The following is a 12,984-nucleotide window of genomic DNA, read 5'->3' on the forward strand; positions in this document are numbered from 1 at the left end:
CTGGAGGGTCGGCATATGGAAAGCTGAGCTTTGCTTTCCATTGACGTACCGAAGGAATCTCGAGCGAGTAAGCGCTTGCGCTAGACATCAAAAACGCCAACTCTTTATAATTTCTTACCTTTTTATAAAAACTTGGCTTACTGCCAAGTAACGTCGTTTTATTTATACTTTGATCCTTTAGCAAAGTTAATCTTTCCTAATATAGAAAAAGAAAAACCACCCATTTTTTGGTGGTTTTCTTGCATTCAACTTTTTAGTTTGGTATAAAGAAAATCAAAGCATCCATAAAGGAATCATTCATTAGCGTGGATATTTCCTGCTTTATGGATGCTGTTGATTTTTTTAGGATGGATGTGGTTTTGAAATTTCGCTCAGTGCGTTCCCTGCTGCTTGATCAGCATTTTTTGAGACTGCCAGATCCCCAATAGAAACGACACCTTTCACTTTCTGATCTTCTGTAACTACTAACCTCTGAATTTGATGATCTTGCATTAACCTAGAGGCTTCATCGACAGACATATCAGGGTAACCAGTAATTAATTTTTCCTGCATGATGTTTTCTGCGGTAACTTCATTAGGCTGCACTTCTTTTGCAAGTCCATCTATAACCACGTCTCTGTCTGTTACACACCCAACTAAATGATCGTCTTTGACAATAGGAAGAAAACCAATTTCATTTTCTTTCATTGTTTTAGCCAACGTATAGAGATCATCAGAAGGGCTGCAGCATTCGGCAAAGGTTGTCATATGCTCTTGAAGAGTTTGCATAAAACCTCTCCTTTCTTTACGCGGCTTTTCGAACAGATTGAATTCTATTTTCTGCGCTGTCTGCTGCGAGCTTCTCCGCCTTTTTGACCGATATCTTCATAAAATTCTTCGCCATGTTCCTCTGAAGTTGTTTCTCCGCCTTTTTGGCCAATGTCTTGATAGAATTCTTTGTCGTGCTCACTAGAAGTCGTCTCTCCGCCTTTTTGGCCGATGTCTTGATAAAATTCTTTGTCGTGCTCGCTAGAAGTCGTCTCTCCGCCTTTTTGGCCGATGTCTTGATAGAACTCTTTGTCATGGTTCTCAGAAGTAGTTTCTCCACCTTTTTGACCGATATCTTGATAGAATTCTTTGTCGTGCTCACTAGAAGTCGTCTCTCCGCCTTTTTGGCCAATATCTTGATAAAATTCTCTATCATGCTGTTTAGCTGTCGTTCTTCCGCCTTTACGACCTGCTTCTTCTAAACTCATTTTACGATTATCTCTTTTTGCCATGTGTGCCATCTCCTTTCGAAGATTGTAATTATTATTTGATGTTACATTTTTATAAATTAACGAATTCGAGCAAAATGAAACGTTGAATTTCAAGTTTGTGGTCAATTCATGACTTAGGCCCTAACATGAAATATTAAATGATGGATTCTTATTTTTCCTAAATACTACTGATATGAAGAGACATACTATAATTTACGGTGATTGTCTCCAGCAAGCAAGGAAAACAAAAGTCTTTATCTACTAAAAAACTTGGCTTGCCGCCAAGTTTTTTAGTGGTGATTGTCATCCTATGTTGCTTTTTTCTTCGGAGATGTTTGTTGTTTTTTGGCAGCCGGTGCTTTTTTTGTCTTTTTATCGGTTGTTTTCTTCTTGTTTTTATCTACAGAAGCCTGCAATGCTTCCATTAAATCAGTAACATTATCTTTTCTAGGTTCCTCTTTTGATTCAACCACCTCTTCTCCATTTTCTTTTGCTTCAATGAGATTGAGTAGTTTTTGACGGTATTCATCCTCATATTTTTCTGGTTTAAACGCGGCTGTCAATTGATCAATAAGCAATTTGGCCGTTTCAAGCTCTTTTTCTTCCACATTTTCTGCCTCCGGTACATTCGGAACATCAGCTGCATTTCTTATTTCATCGGGATAGTGCAACGTTTCCATAAGGAGTGTATTATTGTAAACACGCACTAAAGCCAATTGTTCTTTAGAACGGATCATAATTTTGGCAACACCTACTTTTCTGGAGTCTTCTAGAGCTTTTCTTAAAAGAGAATAAGCTTTTGATCCGCCTTCATTTGGTCCAAGGTAATAGCTCCGATTAAAATAGATCGGATCTATCTCATCTATATCGATAAAATCCAGTATTTCTACGGCTTTTTCATTCGTTTCTTTTCTAAGGGAGTTGATTTCTTCCTGATTAACAATGACAAACCCTCCACTTGTTGTCTCATATCCTTTCACCAGGTCGTCTTTCTCCACTTTTTCTTCACAAACAGGGCAAACTTTTTCGTACCTTATCGGTGTTTTACATTTTTCATGCAGTGTTCGAAAAGAAATATCTTTATCTTCTGTCGCGGCATGCATTTTAATAGGAATACTGACCAAGCCAAATTGTATACTCCCTTTCCACATCGTATGCATATCCGATTCCTCCTTTTTCATTTGCAAGTTCTTTTCTTTATATTGTGCATGAGAGAAGCCTTTCTCATTCATACTAAATGTCAGATTACAAAGAGAAGGGAAAGAATCGTTCAATGGCCTGGATGAAACCATCACGTACAAATGAATTGTCAAAAGGGAAAAATTGGCGTTATGAAATAAAATACGATGGTTACCGTGCCCTGTTAGCTTGGGATGGCAAAAACCTTGTACTTAGCAGTAAAAATGGCCATGCATTAGAAGACAGATTTCCTGAAATTGTTGAAACAGCAGAACAATGTTTTCCAGTGGATAAGACCATAAAGCTTGATGGGGAACTTACTGTTTTGGAAAACTGGGGAAAAGCGGATTTTTACATGCTGCAAAGGCGCCATCGTTTGCGGTCAACTCATTCTATTAACAAAGAAGCTAAACAACGTCCCGTTTGTTTTCTTGCTTTTGATTGTCTCAATATAAATGGAAAAAGCTTGTTGGATAAAAATTGGCTAGACCGAAAAAAGGCATTAAAAGAATGGGTGATACAAGCAGACCTCCCCCTAAATCCAGATCCTCAATGTACAAAACGCGTTCAATTTCTCCCCTCCTACAAAGATATTTCTAACATAATGGAGGACATTAATACTTGCCGAAGTGAAGGGATCGTGATGAAAAACACAATCTCCCATTATGAAAAAGGGCGTACCAATCAATGGTTGAAATATAAAACGCCATTTGTAACACCTTGCTTTATAACTGCGTATGATCCTGCCAATGATTATTTTCATTTAGGCGTTTTTGACGATGGAGAGATACTTTCAATAGGAAAATGTGCACATGGCTTTTCATATCAGGAAAGAGAAGCTGTTACTAAAACCATTAAACAAAATGGTGATTGGGATGTATCGAAAAAAATGTATTATATAGAACCTTCTATCGTCGTAGAAACAGCTTACACCACCAGAAAGGAACAAGAACTGCGTGAACCACGTTTTTCCCGGATTCTTTTAGAAACACCAGTTTCTAAGTGCACGAAAGAACGGCTATATCTTTCTGACTTACGCTTTCCAAAAACGGTCAGTATTACCCACCCTGACAAACCTCTTTGGCCTGACAAAGGCGTAAAAAAGATTGATTTTCTTCATTATGCAAGACACATTGCTCCTTATGCTCTTCCTTTTTTAAATGATCGTCCTTTGACTGTTATTCGTTTTCCTCATGGAATCAAAGAAGAAGGATTCTTTCAAAAAGATTGTCCAGATTACGCTCCTGACTTTGTGGAAACCGTTAAACTTGACGATAATCAATATGTTTTATGTAATAAAGTAGAGACTTTTTTGTGGCTGGCTAATCAACTTGCTTTAGAATGGCATGTACCATTTCAGCGCTATTATACAAAGTATGTGGATGAAATTGTTTTTGACCTCGACCCGCCAGACCCGGATTATTTTCAGCTTGCCACCGAGGGGGCGTTATTGTTAAAAGAACTTTGTGATGAATGTGGTTTACTTTCATTTGTTAAGTTTTCAGGGAATAAAGGCTTGCAAGTTTATATACCTCTGCCAGAAGAAACATATACATGGAGCGATACAAATAAAATAACAACTTCATTTGGAGCTTTTTTAACAAAAAAATCTCCTGAACTGTTCACCCAGGAACGACTTAAGAAAAACCGCGGCAGCAAACTTTATATTGATGTCCCTCAACATAGACAGGGAAAAACTATTGTTGCACCGTATTCCTTACGAGGAAAAACAGAACCCTTGATAGCCTGTCCGCTTTTTTGGGAAGAAGTATCTGATTCTTTAGAGCGCACGCGGTTTACGATGGAACACGTGCTAGAAAGGCTTATCATAAATGGCTGTCCTTTTCAGAAAATGGAGAAAGTGAGAGGAAATCAGCCCATAGATCAACTGCTTTCTATCCTTAAAGATAATAACTAGAGGAGAAGTCCATGTTATCAGAAGACCTTATAAAACAATGCCAAAAACGAATAAAACCTTATGATTGTGAAGGATTTGTATACGGAAAAGGACCCCAGCATCCTGTTGTCATGTTTGTTGGCGAAGCTCCAGGCGAAACAGAAATAAATAACGGTATTCCTTTTAGTGGAAGAGCGGGACAGCATTTTAATCAATACCTTGGGTATCTCGGTTTATCGCGAACAGATATTTATATTACAAGTGCGGTTCGCAGCCGGCCTTATAAATGGGAAAAGCGCCGCGGAAAAGAACCTCGTAAATATAATCGCACCCCAAATCAAAAAGAAATCGCAGCCCATGCACCTATTCTTGATGCCGAGATAAAATGGAGCAATCCTCCAATCATTGTACCAATGGGCCGCATTGCGTATTGGCGTTTGTTAGGAAACTCGCCACGTATGGATGAAGTGACTGGGGTTCCTATTGAGACTGCTGTCCGCTTCTTAGATGATTGGGAGAAAAATACCTATAGCTTTACTGCGAAAACGTATACTATTCTGCCCATTTATCATCCCGCTGCTGTACTTTATAGGCGCAGTTTGGAAACCGATATTTATGAGCATTTGGATGAGTTAAAAAAGCTGTTGTTCTGATAATCTGATAAAATGTAAATGTTCGATCAAAATGACAAAATTTTTCGCTTGTTCTCGATGATAATAATGTTTACGGATTTACGTATTCTTTAATATTCTTGTGCAGCATTATCCGTCTATCTAAATAAGGTCAAATTTCAATGTATGAATTGAGTTAATAACTGATTAAACTTGTCACGTTCTTCCCAGAAAGGATCGTGACCACTATGTTCAAACGGGACAAGCTGTGAATTTCTTATACTTTGATTTGGTTCTTGAGCTTGGTTAAAGGGGATAACGTTGTCATGAATACCGTGAATTATTAAAGTGGGAGCAGCAATTTTTAGAATATCTCCATGCAAGTTTTCATCTCTTAACAAAGAAATGACAGCCGCAGTCGACCAACCTGCTGCCTGTAAACCCATTTGAAAAAACTAGTCCAAGAATCCCAGTTATATACTGAAAGAAAAAGCTGTCCGTAACTCCCTGCGTCATTAGTATAGCCGCTCATTGGTTTATCTGAATTACCAAAGCCCCTCCAGTCTACTTCAATACAGCGGTAACCCCCATGAAGGGAAAAATATCAAACTGTTTATGGCTTAATGGCCAGCCTAATGAAAGATAGGGTGCAATTTTGTATTCTAAAATTGCACCCTATGATTGAGAACCCCATTCGAAGTCATGTCATTTAATTCTTATCTGAATTTTCGTTTTCGTTCTTAGAATCATCTACTATATTATCTTCCTCTGTCTTTTTTATTTCTTCATTCTTTTCCCTTGTTGCCGCTACTCCTTGTTCATACGTTTCATTGGAAGAACTAACATTATTGATGTTTCCTCGGGAAACATAGCTTTCTAACATTGCCTTCAAGTCCATACCGGTTGCTTCCTTCAAAGACTCTTGAATGCCAAGCATCGTTGAAGTAACATTATTAGCTATTTTTGAAGATCCACCTTGAGAATGACTTCCACCCATATCAATAACTTTCATATCCTTAATTTGTGAAAGCGGCGCAGAAACTTTCTCCGCATAATCAGGCAGCACGTTTAATAGCATTTCCACTATGGCAGCTTCCCCGTATTGCTCCATTGCTTTTGCCATTCGTTCTTTCGACTCTGCTTCTGCAATACCACGCTGGCGTATTACTTCTGCTTCGGATTCCCCTTTTATACGTTCTTTATCTGCTTCAGCCTGGGCTTTTTTCGTTGTTTCATAAGCTTGTGCATCAGCAATAGAACGCCGACGTTTATTTTCCTCTTCTTCTAGCTCCACAGCCCGTTGTCTTTCTATGTATTGGACTTGGAGTTCTTCTTCTTTCACCTGCTGAGCTAATTTTTGTTTTTCTAGCTCACCGGCCTGGGCTGCATTCGCTTCCGCTCGGTTTGTTTCTTTTTGGAATTCAGCTTCTTTAATGTCTTTTTCTTTTTTGGAAGCCGCTATAGCTGTTAAGCGGCGATTTTCTTCATCTTGTGCTTCCTGATCATTTTTAGCTTGGTAAATACGTGTCTCTTTCTTCGCATCGGACTCTGCCATATTCGCCTTTTTTTGTACGTCGGCAATATGAGGGCGCCCCAGCGCATCAATATAGCCGTTTTCTTTATCCACATCTTCTACATCATTTAAGGCGAATGACGTAATCTCAAAGCCCATGCCTTTCAGATCCGCTTCAGCGATTTTCTTTACTTGTGTATTAACTTCTTTAAAATCATTATAAATTTTCTCAATTGGAAGGGAAGCAATAATGGAACGCAAATGACCATTTAACACATCATTTAATTCGGATTCTCGTTCACTTTGTTTTTTCCCTAAAAATTTCTCTGCAAAGTTTGCCATTATCTCTAATTCGCTGCCTATACTGATGACAGCCGTACTAGCCACCCTTACAGGAATACCTTCTTTTGTATACGCCTTCTCTGAATCTACTTGCAGCTGGAAAGAAGTTAAATCAATCGGTGTTGCCGTTTGAAACATACGAAGACGATACCCGCCGCCGCGAATGATTTTCACAGAACGCCCATTTTGATCTTCAAACACATTTTTTTCTTTCTCAGGATCTCCTAAATTTGGGCCGGTGACTATCAGGGCTTCGTTAGAACTTGCTGTTTTATAGCGAATTCGAAAGATAATAAAGGTCACGACTCCTGCGATAATGGCTAAGAAAATAAGAATAAATAAAATAATCATAAATAAACCTTCAATCATCACTATTCCTCCTTTAATTAAAGTTCACGATAAACGCGACTTTCTGTTCGTAACCAACAAATTGGTAAAAATAAAATAAATGGCATAAGGGAATTTCACTTCTCCCCTTAGGCATTTTCCTATCTTCTTCTCACCTGCCTTCATTCGACATCTTATTCTTTATTACGAAAAAGAAAAAATAAAGGTTTCAATTTTAGATAGATTTATGTATTTCTTTGTCTAATCGAATCAATCTTCATATTTTGTTAGCTGCTCAAACAAATAAGAAAAGCACAAGCGACTTGCTCACGAGCGACAAGTCCGGGAGGGTCGACATATGGAAAGCTGATCTTTGCTTTCCGTTGACGGACCGAAAGAATCTCGAGCGAGTAGGCGCTGGATTAGACATGTAAAACGCCAAATATTTATGCTTTCTTACCTTTTAAAGAAAACTTGGTTAGCGCCAAGCCTTTAGACTAAAGTGATTGCCTAGTTGCATTTATACCTGATTTCCTCAACATTTTGACGATGTCGATGATTCATCCACGCTAAAATTTATACTTTTCTATCAATAGAAAAAAAGGATGCTGCTCCTACAGGAAAGCATCCTCTTTTTGCCACATTATGATGACAGCTCTATTAACTAGTGCTGAGATGTATTAATTCCTAATATTTTGCTGGCCTAAAATGAAGATCGTTTATAAAATTAATGCTGCGATTAAACCAAAAATTAAGAGAGGAATATTAAAATGTAAAAATGTTGGTACACACGTGTCCCAAATGTGATTGTGCTTCCCATCTGCGTTTAAACCAGATGTTGGCCCAAGGGTGCTGTCAGAAGCTGGAGACCCTGCATCGCCCACTGCTCCTGCTGTACCAATTAATGCAGCTGTTGCTAGCGGAGAAAAGCCTAACGCACTACAAAGAGGTACAAATAGCGCAGCGAGAATAGGAATGGTTCCAAAAGACGAGCCAATTCCCATCGTTATAATCATTCCAACAATAAGAATTGCAACAGCTCCAAAAAATTTGCTGTCACCAACAATAGTTGAAGATGTTTCGACTAACTCCTCTACAGCCCCAATATCTTGTAAAACGGTAGCATATCCAGAAGCAACCAGCATGACAAACGCGATCATCCCCATCATTTTAATGCCGTCGTTAACTATGTTTTCTCCTTCTTTAAACGGAACGATTCTGAATACTAACATTAGAATAATACCAGTAAGCGCTCCCAAAATTAGTGAGTCTGCAGCTAACTGCACGGCAAGAGCAGAAATAATAGCAATTATGGTGAAAAAGTGAGACATTGTAAATATCATTTTCTTTTCTGTCGTTGCGGCAGTCTCTTCTTCTGCTGATATATCTTTCATCTGCTGAACGGATGTATCTCGATCTTTTCGAAAGGTTATAAATATAGCAAACAGTAGACCACATAACATTCCAATGCCTGGTAATAACAATGCGATTGGGATTTGACCAAGATTGATTGACATGCCATTCGCATTCATTTCGTCTCTAATAATTCCATGAAAAATCAAACCGAAACCAGCAGGAATCATGACATACGGAGCTTTTAAGCCGAATGTTAAAGCTGTGGCTACTCCTCTGCGATCCAGCTTCATAGTGTCAAATAAGTGCAACAGCGGCGGAATCAAAATAGGAATAAAAGCAATATGTACAGGAACGACGTTTTGCGACAAACATGCGACTCCTGCGATGGTAAGTAGTAACACTGCTTTTTTTCCTTTTAAAACTTTTATTAAGTGTTTAACGAGAAATCCTGTTATTCCCGAGTAACCGATCATTACTGCAAATGCTCCAAGTAAAATGTAGCTTAAGGCGGTGTTAGCCTGCCCTCCCATTCCAGAAACGAGCATTTCAATTGTATCCGAAAGTGATAATCCAGCAGCAGCCCCTGCTGAAAGGGCTGCAAACAGTATCGCCAGCACAACGTTTAGCCGCAACAAACTTAAAACCACCATAACAAAAACAGATATCACTACTGCATTAAACAAATAACCCTCTCCTTTCACCTATGAAATTTAAGAATGTACCGTTTTATTTTTCATTCCAACAGACGTTATTGAAAATTTTTTTATCCATCTGTACATCGCTTCTATATCTTTATAAAACATCCGATCAGAATCAATAAACGGGACAATGGTCCGGCCTGCTTCCAAAAATGCTCTTGTCATAGGTGCCATTTTGTTCTTTCCGCGATACTCAGCTGCCTGCATACTGCAGATTGCTTCAATCGCTAACACTCTGGATGCATTTTCAATCACCTTTGCTGTATGTCTCGAAGCTATCGTTCCCATACTGACATGATCTTCTTGATTTCCAGAAGAAGGAATGGAGTCAACACTTGCCGGATGAGTCAGCGTCTTATTTTCTGAAACAAGTGATGCGGCCACGTACTGCATAATCATGGCACCGGATTGCAATCCTGGTTCCGGGCTTAAAAACGGAGGCAAATCATTCAATTGAGGATTAACAAGCCGTTCAATTCGGCGCTCAGAAATGTTAGCCAGCTCCGCCATGGCAATCCCCATGAAATCCATTGCTAATGCAATGGGCTGACCATGAAAGTTCCCTCCGGAAATTACTTTCTCTCCATTATTAAAGATAAGCGGGTTATCTGTCGCCGCATTCATTTCAATTTCAAGCTTTTCTTTAACATAATGAAGCGTTTGCCATGTTGCTCCGTGTACTTGCGGAATGCAACGGAGAGAATATGCATCTTGGACACGCAACTCTCCTTGTTTTGTTGTTAATTGACTGTCTTTCAAGTATTTTCGAATTCGCTCTGCTACATCTACTTGTTCTTGGTAGCCGCGTGCCCTATGAATTTCTTCATCAAACGCATCCATTATACCGCACAACCCTTCTATTGTGGTTGCAGCAATTACTTCTGATTGATAGGCAAGGTTTTCTGCTTCTAAATAGGCAATAACGCCCATTGCTGTCATCGCCTGTGTACCGTTAATAAGTGCCAAACCTTCTTTAGCTGTTAACGTAATAGGCTCCATTTTTTCCTGTGTTAATGCATGGATGGCAGGTACTTTTTCCTCTTTATAAAATACTTCTCCTTCCCCGAGGAGTACTAAGGCTAAATGGGACAATGGCGCCAAGTCTCCGCTTGCCCCAAGAGACCCTTGCTGAGGAATGACCGGGTGAATCTGTTTGTTTACAAGCTCCAGAAGACGATCAATAATAAGCGGACGCACACCAGAATACCCTTTCAGGAGGGCATTAGCCCTCAATACTAGCATTGCTCGTGAAACGGTTTCTGGAAAAGCTTCACCAACTCCGCACGCATGCGAGTGAATTAAGTTTTTTTGGAGTACTTCCACATCTCCCTTTTGAATGAGCACATCGCTGAATTTTCCAAAACCAGTCGTAATTCCATAAATAACTTGTTGATTTTCCACGATAGAGTCTACTGCCTCGCGGCTCTTTTTCACATCCTCTATGCTTTTCTTTGCAGCGTCAACTTTCTCCCCATCAAACAATACTTGTTTCATTTCAGTAAAATTAAGTGAATGCCCTGTCAAGGTCACCATATTTCTCACTCCTCTAGTTTCTTTACTTCGTTAAAGCGCCAATAAAAAAGGGGCTATATCAATGCAACGTTAACAGTCGCAGTGATATAGCCCCCTAAACTCTACTAATAACTGTGGGCAGTTTATTTAAATGTGATTAACACCTAATCCAATTGTTTCATGTTCGGCCCCTTTTACCGGTGCACCAATCGTGCCATATAAGGAAACGGCAATCCATTCTCCTTCATTCTTATTTTCATAGGGTGTACCCCCCCGGACAATTGCAAAGCTAAGTCCTACTGTGCGCAGCATCGATCCTAATTGAACCTGTCCTCGTGTTACACCATGCAGTGATTCGATAATGGCATGGTACAATGCATGACTTTCACGATAAAGACCGGTTTCTACAATTTCATTCTTCTTCGCTGCTGTCTCAATAGCTGCTACCACTTTGTGAGCTTCCATCGAGCCAACTTTTCCTGTGCAGCACTTCCAATCTAATTGCTTTATCTTTTCTAACTCTTCGCTCTTGTCATCGCTAAGTACTAGGAGAATAGCGCTTCTCCCGATACGAGAATCCTTACTTAAGGACATTATAAACACTCTTTTCCCTCTCGATCTGATAACTTCAGACGAATCTAATAACTAATATCTTATATCTTATATCTTATAACTAATAGTAATTGTAAGCGTTTTTTCAAAACCATGTCAATAGATTTTTTAGTGGTTTAATATCTTGGTATTTCGTGCGTTAATCGCTTCCGCTAGGTAATTGATCTTCTTTTAGTATAGCTAATGTCATATCCGATACTACGATGTCTCCGGGACATACGTTCACTCTTTCAACTATTCCGCAGCTGCTTATTTCTACCTTTTTGACTGAACCGTGAGCAGTTTTAATAGAAAAGAGAGGTTCCCATTCATGAACGAATCCTCCTCGATTAACGAAAACTTTTTGCACTTTCCCTTGGTATTCACTTTGGATTGTTCGATAGCTGCTCATCTCTCTTTCCCCCTTTTTTACACCCATCCACGAAATGTTGAAGCTTCCGCCATTTTTCGGATACCAACGATATAAGCGGCTAGACGATTGTCCACATGATGAAGTTTTGCTGTATCAATAACATTATGAAAAGCAGTAACGATTTTCTTTTTCAGTTTTTCTAATACTTCCTCCTCAGACCAGTAGTATCCTAAATTATTTTGCACCCATTCAAAATAGGAAACAGTGACACCCCCGGAGCTAGCCAGGATATCTGGGACAAGCAGCACATCTCGTTTTGTTAAAATTTTCGTAGCTTCTAATGTTGTCGGACCATTGGCGGCTTCAACGATAATTTCAGCTTTAATGTTCGATGCATTCTTTTCGGTGATTTGATTTGAAATAGCTGCCGGCACTAAAATATCACATTCACACTCGAGCAGTTCTTCATTTGTAATTGTGTTCGAAAATAAATTGGTTACTGTTCCGAAAGAATCACGCCGTTCGAGTAAATAGTCAATATCCAGCCCGTCTTTATCATATAATGCGCCATCCGCGTCAGATATTCCCACAATAACGGCGCCTCGTTCGTTAAGAATTTGGGCTAAAAAGCCTCCTGCGTTACCAAATCCTTGAATAATTACCCTTGCACCATCTAAGTCAAGCTTTTTTTTCTTTGCTGCTTCTTCAACGCAAATGGTTACCCCCATAGCTGTTGCCGTTTCACGGCCATTTGAACCCCCAAGAACAATTGGTTTTCCGGTAATAAAACCAGGTGAGTCAAATTCACGAATGCGGCTGTATTCATCCGTCATCCAAGCCATAATCTGCGAATTCGTAAATACATCAGGGGCTGGAATATCTTTTGTTGGCCCTACGATTTGACTTATTGCCCGCACGTATCCTCTGCTTAACCGCTCCGTTTCTAAAAAAGACATCGCCCTAGGATCACAAACTATTCCACCTTTACCACCGCCAAAAGGAACATCGACAATGCCGCACTTTAAACTCATCCAAATGGATAAGGCTTTTACTTCATTTTCTGTTACAGAGGGATGGAATCGAACACCGCCTTTCGTTGGGCCAACTGCGTCATTATGCTGAGAACGATATCCGGTAAAAACTTGGACACTGCCATCGTCCTTTCTTATCGGTATCCGAACGGTCAATGTGCGAACAGGTTCTTTAAGCAGTTCATATACGTCTTCTTTATAACCCAGCTTTGATAAAGCATGTTTTATTTCATGCTGTGTTGCTGATAGTAGATCTGTCTGTTCACCCGTACTTTTGACACTTACTGCGTTCATACTATTACCCCTTTTATCGTTT

Annotated in this window: 11 protein-coding genes and 1 pseudogene; 2 read left to right on the plus strand and 10 right to left on the minus strand. The window is 39.5% G+C overall.

Annotated features, from left to right (window positions below):
- Positions 1 to 342: 342 nt before the first annotated feature.
- The 3 genes from FZF09_RS14935 to ku all read right to left on the minus strand — a co-directional run bounded on the left by FZF09_RS14935 (position 343) and on the right by ku (position 2,398).
- Positions 343 to 768: a CBS domain-containing protein gene (locus FZF09_RS14935; protein ID WP_158737402.1), complete on the minus strand. Its 426-nt coding sequence runs from the start codon at positions 766 to 768 to the stop codon at positions 343 to 345.
- Positions 769 to 812: 44 nt separating this feature from the next.
- Positions 813 to 1,259, minus strand: coding sequence for a general stress protein (locus FZF09_RS14940; RefSeq protein WP_158737403.1), 447 nt, complete (start codon positions 1,257 to 1,259; stop codon positions 813 to 815).
- Positions 1,260 to 1,546: 287 nt separating this feature from the next.
- Positions 1,547 to 2,398, minus strand: a complete 852-nt coding sequence (gene ku, locus FZF09_RS14945; protein WP_158737404.1) for a non-homologous end joining protein Ku — start codon at positions 2,396 to 2,398, stop codon at positions 1,547 to 1,549.
- A 113-nt stretch (positions 2,399 to 2,511) separates the two neighbouring features.
- On the opposite strand from ku, the gene ligD reads away from it, so the two are divergent.
- Positions 2,512 to 4,335, plus strand: coding sequence for a DNA ligase D (ligD, locus tag FZF09_RS14950; protein ID WP_158737405.1), 1,824 nt, complete (start codon positions 2,512 to 2,514; stop codon positions 4,333 to 4,335).
- An 11-nt stretch (positions 4,336 to 4,346) separates the two neighbouring features.
- Positions 4,347 to 4,967, plus strand: coding sequence for a uracil-DNA glycosylase (locus tag FZF09_RS14955; protein ID WP_158737406.1), 621 nt, complete (start codon positions 4,347 to 4,349; stop codon positions 4,965 to 4,967).
- 137 nt (positions 4,968 to 5,104) lie between these two features.
- On the opposite strand, the pseudogene FZF09_RS14960 reads toward FZF09_RS14955, so the two are convergent.
- The 7 genes and pseudogenes from FZF09_RS14960 to FZF09_RS14990 form a co-directional block, all read right to left on the minus strand.
- Positions 5,105 to 5,558 (minus strand): annotated as a pseudogene (locus FZF09_RS14960) (alpha/beta fold hydrolase); the annotation flags it as partial.
- A gap of 76 nt (positions 5,559 to 5,634) precedes the next feature.
- Complete coding sequence (locus tag FZF09_RS14965; RefSeq protein ID WP_158737407.1) at positions 5,635 to 7,149, minus strand: flotillin family protein; 1,515 nt, start codon at positions 7,147 to 7,149, stop codon at positions 5,635 to 5,637.
- Positions 7,150 to 7,826: 677 nt separating this feature from the next.
- Positions 7,827 to 9,146, minus strand: coding sequence for a Na+/H+ antiporter family protein (locus tag FZF09_RS14970; RefSeq protein ID WP_158737408.1), 1,320 nt, complete (start codon positions 9,144 to 9,146; stop codon positions 7,827 to 7,829).
- Positions 9,147 to 9,173: 27 nt separating this feature from the next.
- Positions 9,174 to 10,694 (minus strand): histidine ammonia-lyase, encoded by a 1,521-nt coding sequence (gene hutH, locus FZF09_RS14975; RefSeq protein WP_158737409.1) that lies wholly within the window; start codon positions 10,692 to 10,694, stop codon positions 9,174 to 9,176.
- Between the two features lie 126 nt (positions 10,695 to 10,820).
- A complete protein-coding gene (gene hutP / locus FZF09_RS14980; protein WP_158737410.1) occupies positions 10,821 to 11,267 on the minus strand; it encodes a histidine utilization transcription antiterminator HutP in 447 nt (148 codons plus the stop codon).
- A gap of 157 nt (positions 11,268 to 11,424) precedes the next feature.
- Entirely contained in the window at positions 11,425 to 11,676 is a 252-nt protein-coding gene (locus tag FZF09_RS14985) for a biotin/lipoyl attachment domain-containing protein (protein ID WP_158737411.1), read from the minus strand.
- Positions 11,677 to 11,693: 17 nt separating this feature from the next.
- A complete protein-coding gene (locus tag FZF09_RS14990; RefSeq protein WP_158737412.1) occupies positions 11,694 to 12,962 on the minus strand; it encodes a Glu/Leu/Phe/Val family dehydrogenase in 1,269 nt (422 codons plus the stop codon).
- Between the last annotated feature and the right edge of the window lie 22 nt (positions 12,963 to 12,984).

The sequence above is a fragment of the Alteribacillus sp. YIM 98480 genome, from assembly GCF_009765375.1.
Lineage (GTDB): Bacteria > Bacillota > Bacilli > Bacillales > Marinococcaceae > Alteribacillus.